Origin of the sequence: Streptomyces sp. SID5469, assembly GCF_009862865.1 — a bacterium.
Lineage (GTDB): Bacteria > Actinomycetota > Actinomycetes > Streptomycetales > Streptomycetaceae > Streptomyces > Streptomyces avermitilis.
The window spans coordinates 758,706-776,325 of record NZ_WWIN01000001.1 but is presented as its reverse complement, the minus strand read 5'-3'; the positions used below and the strand labels follow the sequence as shown (position 1 = coordinate 776,325).

Below are 17,620 nucleotides of genomic sequence, written 5' to 3'. Positions count from 1 at the left end.
GTTGAAAACCCGCCGCTGAACGTCCTCTTATGCGCCGCCAGGGCCGCTTGGCAGGACCCGGTCGAGCTGGCTGCGTGAGGTGATGCCGAGCTTGGTGAAGACCTTGCGCAAGTGGTACTGGACGGTGCGTGCGCTGATGAACAGGCGGGTGCCGATCTCCGGGTTCGACAGGCCGTCGCGGGCCATCCGCGCGATCTGGCTTTCCTGAGCGGTCAGTTCCTCATGCCGGGCCGGGGCGGTGCGCTTGTGGGCGGTTCCGCCGGCGGCCCGCAGTTCGCGGCCGGCACGCTCGGCGAACGCGGTCATCCCCATCGTCTCCAGCATGCCGTGGGCCGTGCGCAGTTGTTTGCTCGATCCGGCTTCGGCTGGTCACATCTGCCGCGGTCCCGGGTGGCCCTTGTCCTTCTTGTCGCCGAAGTGGGTCTCGTCGATCGGGTGTGATTCCGGGGCCAGGATCCCCAGCCGGACGGTGAGCCGGTTGGTTTGGCCGGCAGACCGCTCGAGGCGTCCGTCACCGGAGAGGACCCAGGCCTTCACACCCGCGCCGGTCGACCCCGTCTTCCGCAGTTCGACGATGAATTCGAGCTCTGTTTCCTTGACCAGGAAGCGTAGGTCGTCGCTGCCTTGTGCGGCTGCCTTCAGCAACCCCTGGCGTACTGCCTCGATGGCGTCGCCGAGTTCGGTGGCACGTTCGTTCTCGTTCTCGGTCATGGGCCTCCCTCCCAGATCCTTTTCAGGCTTTGGGCAGCCGAGTGGGCGGCGCAAGAGAGCGCGAGGGGCGTAAGGGGTGTGGCGGGTGGTGCAGAGTCCCGCGATGTGTTCGGCCATGTCGGGCGCGTGAGGCGGTGGAGTCGGGGTGGGGTTCCGGAGGGCTGAGTGACGGCGGGGCGACAGCCATGGCGCTGTATCAGGAGAGCGGAGGACACAACGTCGAGGAGTGGGTCCTGATCTTCAAGGGTCTTCAAGGATCTTCAAGGGGCGAATCGACCGCGGAAATCGACGAAGAGTTCTTCGCCCTGAACTTCCGGTTCCGCAGCGACAACATTGCCTCAGCCGCAGAGCGCCCTCGCCCGTGGACGCAGGCCACCGGAGAGGTGATCCAAACCCGCGGCGACCTGGCAGTTGGCGCGTTTGCCCAAGGCTCCGCAGTACCGCGGAGCCACCCCGAACAACGGAGCCCTGCCAGACGGCTGGACAAAAACGTTCACCGATCCGCGGCTCTGTGTGGCGATCGATCGTGGACCGGCTCATCTTCGACGCCACCCTCATCGAGACCGGCACCGCGTCTTACCGCCTGGCCCGCACCAAGGCGAACAAGGACAACGTAACGAAGTAGCGGCCTTACCGCGACGGCGGAACGATGTCTGCCTGGGGGGACTCCGGGGCCCCCGACTGCGGCAGGAGGTTCCGGGCGAGCACATCCAACGCTTCCGAGACCTCCCTCAGCCGGTGCGGGGCATCAGATCCCAGTGCCCTGGCGAGAGCATCCTCGATGCCGACCGCGCGGACCTGCGCCACTCGCTCGGACACCTCGGCAGCCTGACGCACCAGCACACGGCGCCGGTCGGCGGGATCCGGCGCCGTCTGCACCGACCGGGCTTCCTTGAGCCGGGCGACGGCCGCGGACACCTGGCTCTGCGGCAGACCGGTGCGGGCGGCGATCTCGCCGACAGCGGTGTCGGGATGAGCGGCGATATCGCTAGCCACGATCAACACCAGCCGGGCGCTGCCGGCATAGCGGCCGGCGCCGCCCGGAGGCTCCGGCAGGGCTTCCTCGCCGATCTTCATCAGGACGCGTCCCAGCAGGAACAGCTCGACTCCGTTCACACCACCCAACATACATCGAACTAGATTCATCGAGATTGATGTATCTAGTTCGATGGATTAAGTTGGCCGAAGGGCGGCGGAAGGACCGCCGCCCACAAGGGAGACCGCCATGCCCAAGGCCACCGGCACGCTCGCCGTTCCCGGCGCCGTCCTGCACTACCAGATCCGCGGCACCGGCCCGCTGCTGCTCATCTCGCAGAGCGGAGAGGGCGACGCCGACCGCACCACCGACCTCGTCGCCCACCTCACCGATTCCTACACCGTGGTCAGCTACGACCGCCGCGGGCTGTCCCGCAGCCGGCTCGACGCCCCCGAGCGAGGCGCGACACTGGCCGAGCACGCCGACGACGTCCACCGCCTGCTGGCCTCTCTCACCGACACCCCCGCCCTCATGCTCGGCTGCAGCCTCGGAGCCGTCATCGGCATGCACGCGATCGTGCGGCACCCCGAACAGATCCGCACCCTCATCGCCCACGAGCCCGTCGCCCCACGCCTGCTGCCCGACGACGAACGCGCCCGCCATGAGCACGAACTCGTCGCCCTTCAGGACCTCTACCTCCGAGAGGGCCTGGCCGCCGCGCTCCCGGAGATCGCCAGGACCCTGGGCATCGACCCCGCCGCCACGGACACCGAACCCGATCTGACACCCCAGCCGATGAACGCCCTGCGCACCGCCAACTTCGACTACTTCATCCGCCACGACTTCACCGCGGTCATCCACGACACCCTCGACATCGCCGCACTGAAGGGCGTCAGCACACACATCGTGCCCGCCGCCGGGCGCACCACCCCGCGGACCGTCTTCGACTACCGGGCCGCGACAGCCCTGGCCACACTCCTCGACCGCGAACTGCAGGAGCTGCCCGGCGGACACAACGGAAACACCAGCCATCCCCGGACCTGGGCAACCCGCATCCGGGAGATCCTCAACGCCGCGGGATGACGCGGAGCGGCCCGGCGCAACAGCCTGCCGGAAGTCCGGGAGACACCTCACGTTGCTATGCCGTCAAGTCAGCTGCATGTGTGCCGTGTAGCGTGGCCCGCCTGTTCGAACGGGCGGGGTGGGACGTTGGTCGACGTGGTGCGTGTCATGGAGGCGCTGGCCGAGCAGGGCGTCACGGTGCTGTTCAAGGCGGACGCGGAACGCATGCGTGACGGAGTGAGACCGTGGACCTTCGTCGCGAACGGTCTCCCCTTCCACGAAGACCTGCTCGTGCGTACTGATGCCGCCTCGGTGGAAGCCTGCTTGAAGATCTGCCTGCCGCAGCTGCGTGCCCGCGGTCTGGTCATCCCTGAGTAAGGGCGACTCGCCGGCCGTGATCTGTGCGGCGGCTGATTCTGTGGCTTCGAGCAAGGCCGGAAAGGACTACGCCACCGGGTCGGGCTGGACGGGGCGGAACTCCAGCTCGCCGCGGGGTGCCCCAGCAGCCGCTGAAGCGGGGTCCGTGCCAGGGGTGATAGGGCTCGGCAGTACGACGCTGCTGGGCCAGGTCGTGCCGGACGGCCGTGGGAACGGGCGTGGTGCGGGCGATCAGCCGCAGGTTCCCCATGGCGTCGTGATCGCTGCCGCCGGTCAGCCCGTACTGGCCGGGACGATTCGTCAGCGCGCCGTGGAAACGACGACGCTTCCGGGGCGTCGTCGCTCCTGACATGCGTCTTCACGGGCCGGCCGAACCGGGAACCCGGTCGCTCCGAGGGATCCCGGGCCAAGCAGGCCGGTCGCCCTGTCGACGCACACCCGTCGGCAGGGCGGGCCGTCCGTCCGCCGACGTGGCGTACGGGACGGTCGTTCCTCGCGTGACGCGCGCCACACAGCTCCTCCGGAACCCGGCCCGTGGCTGGTCCGACTACTGAACTGGTACGGCGCGATCCGACCGACGCCGTCCGACGTGACCTGGAGACGCGGTTGATGGAAGAGTCCCGGCAATCCTCCTTGACCGGCGCGGGTACGGCCCTGCGGAGGGCGGCGCCCCCGCCCGCGCTCTGCGGCTTCCTTCTGCTGCTGGCCCTGATCTTCACGGTGTCCTACGCGGTGGGTGCCGGCGCCGGTCCTGTCGCACCCGGTATGCACGGCGGCGGCACGAACCGCGACGGCGGCGGCGGAGGTATGGACGACATGGGCAACATGCAGGGGGGACACGGCTGATGGGCGCCGAACCGATGACCGCCCTGGTGACGACCGATCTGAGCGTCGGCGGCATGACCTGCGCCGCGTGCGTGACCCGTGTCGAGAAGAAGCTCGGCAAGCTCGACGGAGTGACGGCGACCGTGAACCTGGCCACCGGGCGGGCTCGCGTGAGCCATCCGACGGAGGTCAGCGTCGGGCAACTCGTGGCGACGGTCGAGAAGGCCGGCTATACGGCCGCGCTCCCCGAGCCGCCCAAGAAGCAGCCGCGTGAGGGCGGGCGGGAGACCGAGGAGGCGCGGCAGGAGCGCGACCGGCTGCTGGGCACCGCGTTGCTCGCGGTGCCCGTGCTCGTGCTGTCGATGGTGCCCGTGCTGCAGTTCCGCAACTGGCAGTGGCTGTGTTTCATGCTGGCCGCGCCGGTCGCGGTATGGGGTGCCTGGCCCTTCCACGCGCGGGCGGTACGGGGGCTGCGGCACTCGGCGGCGACCATGGACACGCTGGTGTCGCTGGGCGTGGTGGCGTCCTTCGCGTGGTCGGCGTACGCGCTCTTCCTCGGGGGTGCCGGTGATCCCGGGATGCGGATGCCGTTCAGCCTCGTTCCCTCCGCATCGGACGGCGTCGCGCACATCTACCTCGAAGCGGCCGTCGGCGTACCGCTGTTCGTACTGGCGGGGCGGTTCCTGGAGGCGCGGGCCCGGCGGGGCACCGGGGCGGCGCTACGATCGCTGGCCGAACTCGCCGCCAAGGAGGTGTCGGTACGGGACGGTGATTCCGAACGGCTCGTTCCCATTGCGGAGTTGGAGGGCGGTCAGGTCTTCGTCGTGCGGCCTGGCGAACGGGTCGCCACCGACGGACAGGTGGTGGAGGGCAGTTCGGCCGTGGATCTGGCCCTGGTCACCGGGGAGAGCGAGCCGGTCGAGGTCGGGCCGGGCTCGGCCGTGGTCGGCGGGGCCGTCAACGCCGGCGGGCTGCTGCTCGTACGGGCCACGGCCGTCGGTGCCGACACGCAGCTCGCCCGGATCACCCGTCTGGTCACCGAGGCGCAGGCCGGCAAGGCGCGTGCCCAGCGGCTGGCCGACTCGGTGGCCGGTGTCTTCGTGCCGGTCGTGCTGGCACTGGCCGTCACCGCGCTCGGATTCTGGCTGGGCGCCGGGGCCGATCCACAGGCGGCGATCACCGCGTGTGTGGCGGTCCTGGTGGTGGCCTGCCCGTGCGCGCTGGGCCTTGCGACGCCGACCGCGCTGATGGCCGCGACCGGCCGGGGTGCCCAGCTCGGTGTCCTCGTCACCGGCCCGCAGGCGCTGGAGGGGCTTCAGCACATCGACGCCGTCGTGCTCGACAAGACGGGCACGCTCACCACCGGGCACATGAGCGTCGCCCGGGTCACCGTCGTACCGGACGGGCTCGGCCGCGACGCGGTACTGCGGCTGGCGGGCGGTGTCGAACAAGGCTCGGAACACCCCCTCGGCCGGGCCGTCTCCGCCTACGCCCGGCGGGAGCTGCGCGAGCAGCGGCTGCCGGACGTGGGCGAGTTCAGTGCAATGCCGGGGCGGGGAGTGCGCGGCCGGGTCGAGGGGCGGCTGGTGGAAGTCCTCGCCCCGGACGACGAGTTGCCCGCAGCCCTCGCGGATGCCCTGCCGGTGGCGGAGGCCGCCGCGCACACGCCCGTACTGGTCCGTGTGGACGGGGTGGCCGAGGCGCTGATCGAGGTCGGGGATGTCGTACGCCCCGGAAGCTACCGGGCCGTCGACCGGCTGCGGCGGCTCGGCGTGCGGCCCGTGCTCGCCACCGGTGACCGCGAGGCGCCCGCCCGGGCCGTTGCCGCGACCCTGGGCATCGACGAGGTGCACGCTCGCTGCACGCCCGAGGGCAAGGCCGAACTCGTACGGGAGTTGCAGGAGCAGGGCTACCGAGTCGCGGTGATCGGCGACGGCGTGAACGACGCCGCCGCGCTGGCCGGCGCCGACCTCGGGATCGCCATGGGCACCGGCACCGACGTGGCCATCGGGGCCGCCGACGTGACCCTCGTACGCGGCGACATCGAGGCCCTCGCGGACGCCGTCCGGCTGGCCCGGCGCACCCTGGGCACCATCCGTGCCAACCTCGTCTGGGCCTTCGGCTACAACGTCGTGACCGTGCCGCTCGCCCTGGTCGGCCTGCTCAACCCCATGCTCGCGGCGGCGGCCATGTCCGCCAGCTCGGTGCTGGTGGTCGGCAACAGCCTGCGGTTGCGCGGCTGGCAGCCCTCGCCCGCCCGGAGGCGTACCCGATGACCGGACAACAGGTCTGGCGGCCCACCCGGCGCAGGCTCACCGACACCCTGATCGCCACGCTCTCGCCCGTCGCCGTGTGCGGCCTGGCCCTCGGCGGTCTGAGCACGTGGACCGCGTATGGCAACGCGGGCAGCCCGGCCCGTATCGCGGTCACCGGGGGCCGGGTGTACCTGCCCTACGGCAACGCCCAGGACACGGCGGCCTTCTTCCGGATCACCAACAGCGGCGGCTCGGCGGACCGGCTGCTGAAGGTGACGTCCCGCGCGGTCGACGGCGCCGGCACCTTCAGTCGCCATCGCATGACCGGCGCTCGGTCGGCCTCCGCGCAGACGGTGGCGTCGGTCGCCGTCCCGGCCGGTGGCAGCCTCGCCATGTCCCCGCACGGCCTTGATGTGACGGTGCCGGCGAATGCGGGCTGGCAGGCCGGCGATCTCGTCTCGTTCACGTTGCGTTTCGCACGCAGCGGTGCTGTGAAGACCCTGGCTGTGGTGGTCCGTCCGGGCCAGGACGGCACGTGATCCCTCACTCGTAGAGGTCGACCTGACGGCCCGTCGAGTACCGGTGAGGCGCTGTGTCCTGTATCACTCTCTTCGGGATGAGTGGCAGTCCCGGGTGCTGTGCGTACCCACCCGTGACGAGCGGAGCCCGGATGCGAAGATGAGGCCGTCATGACTGCTGGGTGGTGTGCGCGCGCGATACGGGCCGCGGTGTTCGCGGCAGTCTGCGTGCTGCTCGCCGCCCTCGGTCACGTACTGATGTCGGGCTCCACCGTGCCCTGGTGGACGATGACCGCCGGGTTCGCCGCCACGACCGGCGTCGGCTGGTGTCTGGCGGGCCGTGAGCGCGGACTCGCGCTGGTGGTGCCCGCCGCGGTCGTCGCGCAGGGAGCGCTCCACTCGGCCTTCTCGCTGGCCCAGTCGGCGGCATCGGACACCGGCGCGGGCGGTGTGGCGCACGGCATGCGTGGTATGTCCATGAGCGCCACGTCCATGGACGCCATGGACATGAGGTCCGCGCCCATGGGCTGTTCGGAGCAGCCAGGGCAACTTGGCCATCTGGTACACGACATGGGCGGCGGGTCGTCGTTCGGCATGCTCGCCGCCCATGCCCTGGCCGCTGTGCTGAGTGGGCTGTGGCTGGCCTACGGCGAGAGGGCCGCTTTCCGCGTGTTGCGGGCCGTCGCGGGATGGCTGGCCGCTCCGCTGCGGCTGTCGCTCGCTCTGCCCGCCCCGCCGTGTCGGCCGCGTCTGGTGCCGACGCGCGAACGTTCGGAGCGGGTGCCGCGGCTGTCGCTCGCGCACACGATCATTTCTCGAGGGCCTCCGGCCGGGATGGCTGTCGCCTGAGACAGCTGGTTTCCCGAGGCCACCCGCTGGGCGCCGCGTAGTCGGTGCCAGGGCTTCGGGCACGGGTCGTTCACGTCGTACGGCCCCATCCCACCTCCCGTCCCGGGACGTTTCCGCAGCGGTGCTCACGCCCGGCGCACCAGCGCGCGGTCGCGCGTGCCGCCGTGCCGGATCCCGGACAACCCGAGAAGGACATCAGGTGATCACTCCTGTCCTCCCCGTGTCGCGCGAGAAGCGCGACGCGGGGCGCAAGGCGGCGGATCAGCCCGGCGCCATGGCATGGCCCGACGATGCGGCCACCGCCTGGGCCCTCGCCGCCCGCGCCGGCGACCCCGACGCCGTCGACCGCTTCGTGCGTGCCCTGCACCCCGACGTCGTCCGCTACATCACGCACCTCTCCTCCGACCGTCAGCTCGCCGACGACCTGGCGCAGGACACGTTCCTGCGGGCACTCGGCAGCCTGCACCGGTTCGAGGGGCGCTCGTCGGCGCGTACGTGGCTGCTGTCCATCGCGCGCCGCACGGTGATCGACAACGTGCGCTACACCGCGGCCCGGCCGCGGCTGCGTGACACGGACGACTGGACGGTATGGGCCGAGCGGGCCCAGCCGAGCGGTCTGCCCGGCTTCGAGGACGGTGTGGCCTTGCTCGATCTGCTGGACGCGCTGCCTGCTGAGCGCCGTGAGGCGTTCGTCCTCACCCAGCTGACGGGACTGCCCTACGAGGAGGCTGCCGAGGCCAGCGGTTGTCCCGTCGGCACGATCCGCTCGCGGGTGGCACGAGCCCGGGCGACCCTCGTCGCACTTCTTGTCGAGGCCGAGGAGTCGCGGGCCCCCGCCGCCGTCGCCGCGTGACGAAACGGGTGCCGGTGCCCACCGCCAGCGGGGGCACCGGCACCCTCCCCGGCATCCGGCCGGCCCTGACCGCCGAGGCTCATCTCACGCCCGCGGTCACGGTCGCCCGGACGGCGACCTTCCCGCTCTGACGGAACCACAGAAGGTAGGGCACCTTCTGACCGGCTTTCAGTACGGGGGGATCCAGGATCACGACCCCGAGACCTCCCGGCGCCATGCGCACCGTGCCGCCCGCCGGAACGTCGACGGCCCACACGGGCTCCGTACGCCCCGTCCCGGTGCGGCGCACTGTACGTCGCAGGAGGCTGACGCCCAGGTCCGGTGAGTCCGCGTACAGCAGCGTGTCCTTCGACGGGCCGGTGTTGCGGATCTCGAAATACGCGGCGGTCGAGCCGGAACCCGCGGACACCGCGACGATGTGTGCGTCGACGACCGTGATCCTGGGCGGCGGATCGCCTGCCGCGCCGGTCGCGGTGTACGCGACCATGAGGGCCAGCGCACCGCAGGAGGCGCCCAACGGCGGCGCGACGGTCCGTAAGGCGTTGACGAACCATGTGTTGCGCGTCGGGCGCATCACACGCATCAGGCTTCTCGGCTCCATACGTCAGAGGTCGGGGCGCGGTCCCTGCTGGTTCCCGGCCCCTGCCGAGCCGACCGGTTCCGCCCCGTGGTGGCGGGGAAAGACCCCTCCGGAGCCCGGATCGAACGCGGTTGCGGAAGTGCGGACCGTGGCGGGGGAGGGGGATCACGTGCTGGGTCTCGTGCGAGAGCCGAGGGACGATACACCGCGGGGTTGGCCGTGGGGACAGGAGGCCGCCCGAGCCGAACCCAGACGGAAGAGAATCGGCGGGGCCTGGCCCCTGGGCTTCGCCACCCTGGCCGTGCTGGCTGCCGGCTACGCCTGGCTCGGTTTCGTTGTGGAGGGTGTCCCCGGAGCCCTGGTGGGCTGTGCCGCTGGGCTGATACTGAGCGGGTTGCTCTGTCTGCTGGTGGATTCGGCGGTCTCGGCCCCACGGCCGGCGCACCGCAGAGTCCACGGCGCGGCGGAGGACCGCGGGCGTCTTCGCAGTCGCAGCTGACCAAAACACCGCGCGAACGGGGGAACTCGGCAGCCCGTCGGCGCGACTACTTGTTCGTGCGGCCGACGGGGGAGCAGGCACGTCGGAGTATGACCCGACGGCCGCATGTCCTCAAGTGCCGCCAAGGCAAGGAAAATTGGCCCGGAGAACGCGGGAACTCGAGCCCACGCGCGACCGACTACTAGTTCGACAGCGCAGCTCACCACCCGCTGACCACCGTGCGAGGCAGGCAGGTCGGCAGGTCGGAGCGCGGAACTTCGGGCGAAGGTGGTTCGGCACACGTGGAACGCAGACGTCTGTTGCAGTCCGCCACGACGGCGATCGGCGCCGTCTCGGCGGCCCCGCTCGCCGCCGGCACCGCCCACGCGGCCGTCCCGGCGCGTGCCCGCGGCGAAGACGGCGAGGTGCTACGCATCCGCACTGTCACCTTCGACGGCGTGGAGGAGCTGGACGGCGTGGAGAAGTTGCAGGTCTTCGGCCCGTTCGAAGTCTTCTCCGTGGCCGCCCGGGCCCATCCGGTGACGGTGAAACCGGTGACCGGCGGAGAAGCGGCCGAGATGACCTACAGCTTCGGCACGAGGGTGGCGGCAGCGGCCTGGTCCCCGCGCGACGCCGCTCTGATCGTCGTACCCGGTGGAGGCTTCGGCCGACGGGACAGCCCCGGCGTCTGGGCGGAGTTCGACAAGGAGCGGCTGCCGTCCGCCCCGCGCCACCTGGCCAGGAGTCACCTCGCCGAACGGGGAGCCCGGGTCGTGGACCAGCGAGTCGTCGACGACGGTGACCTGGTGACGGCCGGCGGGGTCGTCTCGTCGGGCATCGACGGCGCCCTGAGGCTGCTGGAGGGGGAGTTGGAAGGCGCTGCCGCCGCTCACGCGGAGGCGATCGTGGAGGTCGAGCGCCGGGGAACGGTGCTGCGGACATCGACCGCTGGCCAGTGACCCCGGCCGCCGAACTCCGGAGAACCGCATGACACCAGAGATAGAGAACGCCTTCGCCGCGATCAGAGCCGAGTTCGGTGCGGAATCGATCAGGCGGGTCGAGCAGATGCTGGAGCCGAGCGGGAGCGAGCGGCATCCGCTGCAGAAAGCAGCCAAGTGGATCATGCCGGGACTGTCTCCCACTCCCTGGCACGACCCGTACGCCTACGCCGAACTGGCCCCCGTCGTCCATGAACTGGAGGCCAGCCATCAGGCGATCAAGGAAGAGCTGAAGGTCGCATGGTCGGCGCGACGGGAGGCGTTCTCGGACTACGAGCACTACCTGACCCGCCAGGACAACTGGCAGGCCCTCTACCTCTTCCGTGAAGGAGGTATCACCGAAGAGTCGGCCGCAACGGTTCCCATCGCATATCAGGTGCTGAAAGACGTCGCCGTCGACACGGGAAAAATATGCCCTCTCCTGGAATGTCATTTCTCTACTCTGTTGCCGGGGGCCGTCATCGAACCCCATTGCGACCTGTGGAACTTCAGCATCAACCTGCATCTCGCCGTGGACATCCCTGACGGTTGCAGCATCACGGTCGCCGGGGAGACTCGCTCCTGGGAAGAGGGCAAGTGCCTGCTCTTCGACTACTCCTTCGAGCACGAGGCGCGCAACACGGGCACCCGCCCGCGTACCTGCCTGCTCATCGACCTCTGGCATCCGGAGACCACTGTTCCGGAGCGCCGGGCGCTGGTCGCCCTCATCACCGAGATCCGTCGGCTCATGGGGGAGGACTGACGCGGAGGTAGGAATACAGGAAAGCAAGGATCCCGGATAAAGCCTGGAAATACATCCAGGCCATATCCGGTGTCGCTGGTGTTCCTTTCCCGGCAGTCTCCGGCTGCCGGGTGTCAGTGCTGCTCTGATGTTCCGTGAATGTGCAATGCCTGTCGAGAAGTTGCCATTCACAATGCCGATCCGGACTGCTAACGTGACTGAAAACGATCGAGCTGCCGGAATTCCCCTCTGTGGAAATTCCAAATGTTGTGATCCCGAGGGGGGTGATCGATGATGTCCGTGACAGAGCCGGCGAAGGCTCCGCTCCGAAAGTCCATCGGACTTCCTCTGCTTGTTCTGGCGTCGGGTCAGCTCGTCATCTCGCTCGACTACAACATCGTGTACGTCGCTCTGCCCGACATCGGTGCAGGGCTGGGATTCTCCGACCACGACCTGCAGTGGGTGGTGAGCGCCTACGTCGTGGCCACCGGCGGCTTCCTGCTGTTGGGCGGCCGGGCCGCGGACCTGCTCGGCCGGCGCCGGATGTTCCTTGTCGCGGCGTCGCTGTACGCGGGGTCGTCCCTCGTGGGCGGCCTGGCTCAGACGCCCGGCGTCTTGGTCGCTGTCCGGGCGGTCCAGGGCATCGGCGGCTCCCTCCTGTTCCCGGCGACGCTGTCTCTGATCAACACCCTGTACGACGAAGGGCCCGACCGGAACCGGGCCTTGGCGGTGTGGGGTGCCGCGGGAGCCGGCGGGCTCTGCTTCGGATCTCTCCTCGGTGGAGTCCTGGTGGAGGCGTTCGGCTGGCCGTCGGTGTTCTTCGTCAATGTGCCCGTGGCGGGAACCCTCGCGGTGGCCGGATGGCGGCTGTTCCCCGCGGACGGCCCGTGGGACCGCTCACGGCACTTCGACGTGGCAGGCGCGCTGACCGCGACGGGCGGGATCACACTCCTGGTGTTCCTGCTGGTGCAGGCCCCCGCGGAGGGCTGGGACACACCCGCGGCCCTCGCGAGCGCGGTGCTGTCCCTCGGGCTGCTGGCGCTCTTCGCCGTCGTAGAGAGGCGATCCCGTGATCCGCTCGTACCGGCAAGGCTGTTCGCCGACCGCGGCCTGCTCGCGGCGATGGGGGTGACCGCCCTGTTCAGCGCCACATTCAGCTCAGTGCCGTACTTCCTGACCCTCTACTTCCAGACCGTCCACGGATACCGGGCGGTCGCCACCGGGTTCGCGTTCCTCGTGCCCGCTGTGGTGGTGGCCGTCGGTACGCAGGCCGGTGGACGGGCCGTGTCCGCTTTCGGGGTGCGCCGGATGCTGGTGGGAGGCATGGCGCTGGGTGCCGCCGGAGCCGCGGCACTCGGCCTGGCGCTCACCGCCGACGGCTCGTATCCCGCGCTCCTGCCGGGGATCGTGCTGCTGAGTGTCGGCCAGGGGGCCGCGTGGACGGGGATGTGGATCGCCGCGTCCGCCGGGGTGGCCCCCGGTGACCAGGGCATCGCCTCGGGACTGGCGTCGACCACCCTGCAGGTGGGCGGCGCGGTGGGCCTCGCCTTACTGGTCGGGGTCGCCGGCGGGGTTGGGCAGAACGCCTCCGGGCCTGGGCTCCTCGACGGCATCCGTACCGCCGTGTTCGTGATAGCGGGCGGCATCGGCTGCGGCGCGTTCGCACTGCTCGCCCTTCGCAGGACCACGAGTCCTTAGACACCCCCTTCCCCTCTCCGTTCCGTGTCCGGGCCTTGCGGCCCGTCCTCCGTCATGCCTGGAGATTCCCCATGTCCCCTACCGCCGCCGGTTCTTACGCCCCGGCAGCCGTCCTGTGCGGGCTGGCCGGATGGGTGCCGCCCCGTGTGGTGACCAACGAGCACCTCGCACGACGGCTCGACACCGACGACGCATGGATCCGCACACGGACCGGGATCCGCCGACGGCATGCCGTCGACCCCGGACAGGCGACGTCCGACCTGGCTGTCGAAGCCGGCCGCCGGGCGCTCGTCTGCGCCGCGACGGCCAGCGTCGACGCCGTCGTCGTCGCCACGACGACGCCGGACCACAGTTGCCCGGCCACCGCGCCCGCCGTTGCCGCACGGCTCGGTCTGACGGGAGCGGCCGCCTTCGACATCAGCGCCGTGTGCACCGGGTTCGTCTACGGCCTCGCCTCGGCCGCCGGACTCATCGCGGCCGGCGTGGCCGAACGGGTGCTGCTCATCGGGGCGGACACCTACTCCACGATCGTGGATCCCCTCGACCGGGCCAACGCGATCATCTTCGGCGACGGCGCGGGAGCCGTCGTCCTGCGCGCCGGACACCCCGACGAGCCCGGCGCGGTCGGCCACTTCGACCTCGGCAGCGACGGCGCTCACGAGGACCTGATCATGGTCGCGGCCGGCGGCTCCCGACAGCGCTCCCGTCCGGGCGAACCCAGTCGCCAGGACCGGCACTTCGGCATGCGGGGCAAGGAGGTCTACCGCCACGCGGTGACGCGCATGGCCGAGTCGGCGCGCGCCACACTGTCCCGGGCCGGCTGGAAGACCGACGACGTCGACCACTTCGTACCCCACCAGGCCAATCTGCGGATCCTGCACTCGGTGGCCGACGACCTCGGTCTCCCACGGGAGCGCTGCGTGACACATGTCGAGTCCGTCGGCAACACGGGCGCCGCGTCCATCCCGCTCGCCCTTGCCGACGCGGCCGCCGGACAGACACTCCGGCCCGGCGACCGGGTTCTGCTCACCGCCTTCGGAGGCGGCCTCACCTGGGGCTCCTGCCTCCTGACCTGGCCCACGCTCCCCGCGCCGGCCCCACCGTACGACCCGCACGCCCAAGGAGAACGGACGACGTCATGAGCACCACCTACGACCGACTGGTCGACATCCTCGCGAGGTTGCACGACGCCCCGGCGGACCGGATCCGCCCCGAGGCGACCCTCGGCGAACTGGACGTCGACTCGCTGACGACGGTCGAGATCAGCATCCGCATCGAACGCGACCTCGGAGTCGCCGTCGGCGATGACGAACTCCAGCCCGACCTCACCCTCGGCGATCTCGCCGGACTCGTCGACGCCCGCCAGGCAACCGTCTGACCTCCTCTCCTCCCACTCCACGAAAGGCGGCACCCATGCGGATCAATGAACGGCCCGGCACCGCGATCGGCGCGACGGTCGAGGGCTTCGACCACGCCACCGCCTCGGACGCCGACATCGCCGCACTCAAAAGCACCGTCTACACGAAGAAGATCGCCGTCCTGAAGGGCCAGGACCTCTCTCCCCAGGAGTTCCTCGAACTCGGCAAGCGGCTGGGGCGCCCCGAGACCTACTACGAGCCGATGTACCACCACCCGGAGGTCACGGAGATATTCGTATCCTCCAACGTGCCGGAGAACGGAAAGCAGATAGGCGTACCGAAGACCGGAAAGTTCTGGCACGCGGACTACCAGTTCATGCCTGACCCCTTCGGGATCACCCTGATCTACCCCCAGGTCATTCCGCGGCAGAACCGCGGCACGTATTTCATCGACATGGGCCGGGCATACGACAGGCTGCCCGAAGATCTCAAGAAGGAGATCGGCGGAACGTACTGCCGGCACTCGGTGCGCAAATATTTCAAGATCCGGCCCCACGACGTCTACCGCCCCATCTCGGAGATCATCGAGGAGGTCGAGCGGAAGACCCCGGCCGTCGTCCAGCCGACCACGTTCACGCACCCCATGACCGGGGAGACGGTCCTCTACATCAGCGAGGGCTTCACCATCGGCGTCGAGGACCAGGACGGCGAGCCGCTCGACGACGAGCTGCTCAAGCGACTGTTCCAGGCCACCGGCCAGCTCGACGAGACCTTCGAGCACGACAACATCCACCTGCAGAGCTTCGAGCAGGGCGACCTGCTGGTCTGGGACAACCGCAGCCTCATCCACCGCGCCCGGCACACGACCACCCCCGAGCCGACCGTCTCCTACCGGGTCACCGTGCACGACGAGCGAAAGCTACACGACGGGATCAAGGTGGCATGACGACGGCCCAGCACCCCACGGACGAGGACCTGTTGGCGCGCGTGCTGGTGCCCTACAAGGACCACTGCAAGTATCTGCGCTCGGCCGTCGTGACCGAGAGCGACACCGGACGGGCCGTCGCCCGCTGCGAGTTCGCGATTCCGGAGTCGTGCTATATCGACGACACCGGCCATCTGAATTCCGTCGAGGTGAACATCTGCTACAACCAGATGATGTACTACCTCGTCGCCAAGTCCGTGAAAGAAGGGCTCCTGGCGGGGTTCGAATCCTGGACGCTGGACGACTTCTGGAAGCATCAGCTCCCGGACATCCTGATCGCCCGCTTCGCCTCCAACTTCCGGCGGCCCGTCAACCCACGTGCATTCTCCGGGGAGATGGAATTTCAGTCCGTCACCCGGCGCGCCCCCGCAGGCGGCATCCCGTTCCTGCACGCCGAGACCGCCTACCGCTACTGGGACGCCGACTCGGGCCGGTGCGACGGCGAGGCCGTCCTGGCGTTCGTCAACATCCCCTGACGCGCTCCTGCCACCCACCCAGCGGCAAGAGAGGACCGAGACCTCCATGGCCATGGACAGGCTCCACCATCCGGAGCTTCAGACGCTCGTCCAGACCACGAGCTTCCACGCACGGAACCAGCCCACGACCCCCGCGGTTCTCTTCGAGGGCCGCACGGTCACGTACGAGCAACTGCACCGAGAGAGCAACCGCATCGCCCACGCCGTCCAGGCCGCCGGACTCACGCCGGGCGACCGGGTCGCGTACCTCGGCAAGGAGTCCGAGCACTACTACGAGATCCTCTTCGGCTGTGCCAAGAGCGGCACCGTGCTCGTACCCGTCAACTGGCGGCTGACCGCGCCCGAGGTCAGCCATATCCTGCGGGACTCCGGGACCCGACTGCTTTTCCTGGAGGAGGAGTTCGGGCCGATCGTCGAGAAGATGCCGACCGCACCCCCCGAAACGGTCGTCGGGCTCGGAGAGCCCTTCGTCGCCTGGAAGGCATCCCACCCCGACACCGACCCGACACCGCACGTCACCCCCGACACCCCCGTCGCCCAGCTCTACACCAGCGGCACCACCGGACTGCCCAAGGGCGTCGTCCTCGCCCACCGCAGCTTCTTCGCGATCCGTGACGCGCTGGCGAGCGAGGGGCTGGACTGGATCGACTGGCGCGCAGGCGACATCGCGCTGATCGGTATCCCCGGATTCCACATCGGCGGTCTGTGGTGGGCCACACAGAACTTCAACGCCGGAACCACGATCGTCGCGATGCGGGCCTTCGCCGCCCGCCAGGCCGTCGACCTCATCCGCGACCTCGGCATCACCACCGCCTGCGTCGTCCCGGCGATGCTCCGCATGATGCTGACCGAACCCCGCGTCAGCGCCAAGGACTTCACCACCCTGCGCAAGACCGTCTACGGCGGCTCCCCGATCTCCGAGGCACTGCTTGAGGAGAGCCTCGCCGTTCTCGACTGCGAGTTCGCCCAGATCTACGGCCTCACCGAGACCGGCAACACCGCTGTGTGCCTGCCCCCGGCCGCCCATGTCCCCGGCGGTTCCCTCATGCAGGCGGCCGGGCGGCCGTATCCGGGTGTGGGCAGCAAGGTGATCGACGGCGAGGGGCGCGAACTGCCGCCGGGCGCGGTCGGGGAGGTCTGTCTGGCCACGCCGGCCCACATGGTCGAGTACTGGGGACTGCCCGGCAAGACCGCCGAGACCCTCGTCGACGGCTGGATCCACACCGGGGACGCCGGCTATATCGACGAGGACGGCTACATCTTCATCCGCGACCGCATCAAGGACGCCATCCTCGTCGCCGGCGAGAACGTCTACCCCGCCGAGATCGAGAACGTACTGGAGCACCACCCCGGCGTAGCGGAGGCCGTCGTCGTCGGCGCCCCCGACGAACGCTGGGGCGAGTACGTGCACGCCTTCGTCGTCCCCGCGCCCGGACAGCGGCCCAGCCCCCGGGACCTGCACACCTTCCTCGTCCCGCGGCTCGCGAGCTTCAAGCTGCCCGCCCGCTACGAGTTCATCGAGAGCGTCCCGCGCAACCCCAGCGGAAAGATCCTGCGCCGCGAGCTGCGCGACCGCTTCTGGGACGACTCCGCACGCAAGGTCAACTGACCTTCCACCAGGCCCGAACGAGAGAGAACGACATGCCTGCTCCCCTCACGCTGGAGGGCTTCCGCGCGGACCTGGCGGAGTTCCTGTACCAGCGGCCCGACGAAGTCGACCTCGAAGAGAACCCCATGGACGCGGGACTGGACTCCCTGCGCATCGTCACCCTCCTCGAACGGTGGCGGGAGACCGGCGCCGACGTGACCTTCGTCGAACTCGCCGAGTGCACCTCGTTCGCCCAGTGGTGGCAACTGCTCTCCGCACGGCAGAGGGGAGCGGACCATGCCGACGCATGA

20 protein-coding genes and 1 pseudogene are annotated in these 17,620 nt (G+C 69.8%); 17 read left to right on the top strand and 4 right to left on the bottom strand.

Annotated features, from left to right (window positions below):
- Positions 1-27 precede the first annotated feature (27 nt).
- Both GTY58_RS03370 and GTY58_RS03365 read right to left on the bottom strand, forming a co-directional pair.
- Positions 28-324: a helix-turn-helix transcriptional regulator gene (locus tag GTY58_RS03370; RefSeq protein WP_010982061.1), complete on the bottom strand. Its 297-nt coding sequence runs from the start codon at positions 322-324 to the stop codon at positions 28-30.
- Positions 325-369: 45 nt separating this feature from the next.
- A complete protein-coding gene (locus GTY58_RS03365; RefSeq protein ID WP_048894525.1) occupies positions 370-711 on the bottom strand; it encodes a trypco2 family protein in 342 nt (113 codons plus the stop codon).
- Between the two features lie 477 nt (positions 712-1,188).
- Between GTY58_RS03365 and GTY58_RS39425 the strand changes: the two are divergent.
- A pseudogene (locus GTY58_RS39425) lies at positions 1,189-1,336 on the top strand (AAA family ATPase); the annotation flags it as partial.
- A gap of 5 nt (positions 1,337-1,341) precedes the next feature.
- Here GTY58_RS39425 and GTY58_RS03360 read toward each other — a convergent pair.
- On the bottom strand, positions 1,342-1,827 hold the full coding sequence (locus tag GTY58_RS03360) for a helix-turn-helix domain-containing protein (RefSeq protein ID WP_107083219.1): 486 nt from the start codon (positions 1,825-1,827) through the stop codon (positions 1,342-1,344).
- 109 nt (positions 1,828-1,936) lie between these two features.
- Between GTY58_RS03360 and GTY58_RS03355 the strand changes: the two genes are divergently transcribed.
- From GTY58_RS03355 to GTY58_RS03325, 7 genes are all read left to right on the top strand, one after another.
- On the top strand, positions 1,937-2,770 hold the full coding sequence (locus tag GTY58_RS03355) for an alpha/beta hydrolase (protein ID WP_010982058.1): 834 nt from the start codon (positions 1,937-1,939) through the stop codon (positions 2,768-2,770).
- A 135-nt stretch (positions 2,771-2,905) separates the two neighbouring features.
- Positions 2,906-3,127, top strand: a complete 222-nt coding sequence (locus GTY58_RS03350; RefSeq protein ID WP_242432295.1) for a hypothetical protein — start codon at positions 2,906-2,908, stop codon at positions 3,125-3,127.
- 609 nt (positions 3,128-3,736) lie between these two features.
- Complete coding sequence (locus GTY58_RS03345) at positions 3,737-3,973, top strand: hypothetical protein (RefSeq protein WP_037651170.1); 237 nt, start codon at positions 3,737-3,739, stop codon at positions 3,971-3,973.
- On the top strand, positions 3,973-6,228 hold the full coding sequence (locus tag GTY58_RS03340) for a heavy metal translocating P-type ATPase (RefSeq protein WP_010982055.1): 2,256 nt from the start codon (positions 3,973-3,975) through the stop codon (positions 6,226-6,228). Before GTY58_RS03345 ends, GTY58_RS03340 begins: the two co-directional genes overlap by 1 nt.
- On the top strand, positions 6,225-6,746 hold the full coding sequence (locus GTY58_RS03335) for a copper chaperone PCu(A)C (RefSeq protein ID WP_010982054.1): 522 nt from the start codon (positions 6,225-6,227) through the stop codon (positions 6,744-6,746). Before GTY58_RS03340 ends, GTY58_RS03335 begins: the two co-directional genes overlap by 4 nt.
- Positions 6,747-6,896: 150 nt before the next feature.
- On the top strand, positions 6,897-7,574 hold the full coding sequence (locus GTY58_RS03330) for a hypothetical protein (RefSeq protein WP_010982053.1): 678 nt from the start codon (positions 6,897-6,899) through the stop codon (positions 7,572-7,574).
- Positions 7,575-7,848: 274 nt separating this feature from the next.
- Positions 7,849-8,427, top strand: a complete 579-nt coding sequence (locus GTY58_RS03325; protein ID WP_078234912.1) for a sigma-70 family RNA polymerase sigma factor — start codon at positions 7,849-7,851, stop codon at positions 8,425-8,427.
- Positions 8,428-8,506: 79 nt separating this feature from the next.
- On the opposite strand, the gene GTY58_RS03320 is transcribed toward GTY58_RS03325, so the two are convergent.
- A complete protein-coding gene (locus GTY58_RS03320) occupies positions 8,507-9,010 on the bottom strand; it encodes a copper chaperone PCu(A)C (protein ID WP_237528712.1) in 504 nt (167 codons plus the stop codon).
- A 777-nt stretch (positions 9,011-9,787) separates the two neighbouring features.
- Here GTY58_RS03320 and GTY58_RS03315 point away from each other — a divergent pair.
- From GTY58_RS03315 to GTY58_RS03275, 9 genes are all read left to right on the top strand, one after another.
- Positions 9,788-10,444: a hypothetical protein gene (locus tag GTY58_RS03315; protein WP_037651171.1), complete on the top strand. Its 657-nt coding sequence runs from the start codon at positions 9,788-9,790 to the stop codon at positions 10,442-10,444.
- A gap of 28 nt (positions 10,445-10,472) precedes the next feature.
- Positions 10,473-11,225 carry an aspartyl/asparaginyl beta-hydroxylase domain-containing protein gene (locus GTY58_RS03310; protein WP_010982049.1) on the top strand — a complete coding sequence of 251 codons (753 nt, stop codon included), beginning with the start codon at positions 10,473-10,475 and terminating at the stop codon, positions 11,223-11,225.
- 270 nt (positions 11,226-11,495) lie between these two features.
- A complete protein-coding gene (locus tag GTY58_RS03305; RefSeq protein ID WP_237528711.1) occupies positions 11,496-12,902 on the top strand; it encodes an MFS transporter in 1,407 nt (468 codons plus the stop codon).
- Positions 12,903-12,973: 71 nt separating this feature from the next.
- Positions 12,974-14,044 carry a beta-ketoacyl-ACP synthase III gene (locus GTY58_RS03300; protein WP_010982047.1) on the top strand — a complete coding sequence of 357 codons (1,071 nt, stop codon included), beginning with the start codon at positions 12,974-12,976 and terminating at the stop codon, positions 14,042-14,044.
- The gene (locus tag GTY58_RS03295; protein ID WP_010982046.1) at positions 14,041-14,280 is read left to right on the top strand and encodes an acyl carrier protein; all 240 of its coding nucleotides are present in this window, start codon (positions 14,041-14,043) and stop codon (positions 14,278-14,280) included. Before GTY58_RS03300 ends, GTY58_RS03295 begins: the two co-directional genes overlap by 4 nt.
- A 35-nt stretch (positions 14,281-14,315) precedes the next feature.
- Entirely contained in the window at positions 14,316-15,206 is an 891-nt protein-coding gene (locus GTY58_RS03290) for a TauD/TfdA family dioxygenase (protein ID WP_010982045.1), read from the top strand.
- Entirely contained in the window at positions 15,203-15,721 is a 519-nt protein-coding gene (locus GTY58_RS03285; protein WP_010982044.1) for an FcoT family thioesterase, read from the top strand. Before GTY58_RS03290 ends, GTY58_RS03285 begins: the two co-directional genes overlap by 4 nt.
- Positions 15,722-15,767: 46 nt before the next feature.
- Positions 15,768-17,330, top strand: coding sequence for a fatty acid--CoA ligase (locus GTY58_RS03280; RefSeq protein WP_037651173.1), 1,563 nt, complete (start codon positions 15,768-15,770; stop codon positions 17,328-17,330).
- 32 nt (positions 17,331-17,362) lie between these two features.
- The gene (locus GTY58_RS03275) at positions 17,363-17,620 is read left to right on the top strand and encodes a phosphopantetheine-binding protein (protein ID WP_010982042.1); all 258 of its coding nucleotides are present in this window, start codon (positions 17,363-17,365) and stop codon (positions 17,618-17,620) included.

Excerpts from the sequence above, each read along its gene's own strand:
- GTY58_RS03370 (WP_010982061.1), bottom strand. The coding sequence starts at position 324 with ATGCTGGAGACGATGGGGATGACCGCGTTCGCCGAGCGTGCCGGCCGC.
- GTY58_RS03365 (WP_048894525.1), bottom strand. The coding sequence starts at position 711 with ATGACCGAGAACGAGAACGAACGTGCCACCGAACTCGGCGACGCCATC.
- GTY58_RS03355 (WP_010982058.1), top strand. The coding sequence starts at position 1,937 with ATGCCCAAGGCCACCGGCACGCTCGCCGTTCCCGGCGCCGTCCTGCAC.
- GTY58_RS03345 (WP_037651170.1), top strand. The coding sequence starts at position 3,737 with ATGGAAGAGTCCCGGCAATCCTCCTTGACCGGCGCGGGTACGGCCCTG.
- GTY58_RS03340 (WP_010982055.1), top strand. The coding sequence starts at position 3,973 with ATGGGCGCCGAACCGATGACCGCCCTGGTGACGACCGATCTGAGCGTC.
- GTY58_RS03335 (WP_010982054.1), top strand. The coding sequence starts at position 6,225 with ATGACCGGACAACAGGTCTGGCGGCCCACCCGGCGCAGGCTCACCGAC.
- GTY58_RS03330 (WP_010982053.1), top strand. The coding sequence starts at position 6,897 with ATGACTGCTGGGTGGTGTGCGCGCGCGATACGGGCCGCGGTGTTCGCG.
- GTY58_RS03325 (WP_078234912.1), top strand. The coding sequence starts at position 7,849 with ATGGCATGGCCCGACGATGCGGCCACCGCCTGGGCCCTCGCCGCCCGC.
- GTY58_RS03320 (WP_237528712.1), bottom strand. The coding sequence starts at position 9,010 with ATGCGTGTGATGCGCCCGACGCGCAACACATGGTTCGTCAACGCCTTA.
- GTY58_RS03310 (WP_010982049.1), top strand. The coding sequence starts at position 10,473 with ATGACACCAGAGATAGAGAACGCCTTCGCCGCGATCAGAGCCGAGTTC.
- GTY58_RS03305 (WP_237528711.1), top strand. The coding sequence starts at position 11,496 with ATGATGTCCGTGACAGAGCCGGCGAAGGCTCCGCTCCGAAAGTCCATC.
- GTY58_RS03300 (WP_010982047.1), top strand. The coding sequence starts at position 12,974 with ATGTCCCCTACCGCCGCCGGTTCTTACGCCCCGGCAGCCGTCCTGTGC.
- GTY58_RS03295 (WP_010982046.1), top strand. The coding sequence starts at position 14,041 with ATGAGCACCACCTACGACCGACTGGTCGACATCCTCGCGAGGTTGCAC.
- GTY58_RS03290 (WP_010982045.1), top strand. The coding sequence starts at position 14,316 with ATGCGGATCAATGAACGGCCCGGCACCGCGATCGGCGCGACGGTCGAG.
- GTY58_RS03285 (WP_010982044.1), top strand. The coding sequence starts at position 15,203 with ATGACGACGGCCCAGCACCCCACGGACGAGGACCTGTTGGCGCGCGTG.
- GTY58_RS03280 (WP_037651173.1), top strand. The coding sequence starts at position 15,768 with ATGGCCATGGACAGGCTCCACCATCCGGAGCTTCAGACGCTCGTCCAG.
- GTY58_RS03275 (WP_010982042.1), top strand. The coding sequence starts at position 17,363 with ATGCCTGCTCCCCTCACGCTGGAGGGCTTCCGCGCGGACCTGGCGGAG.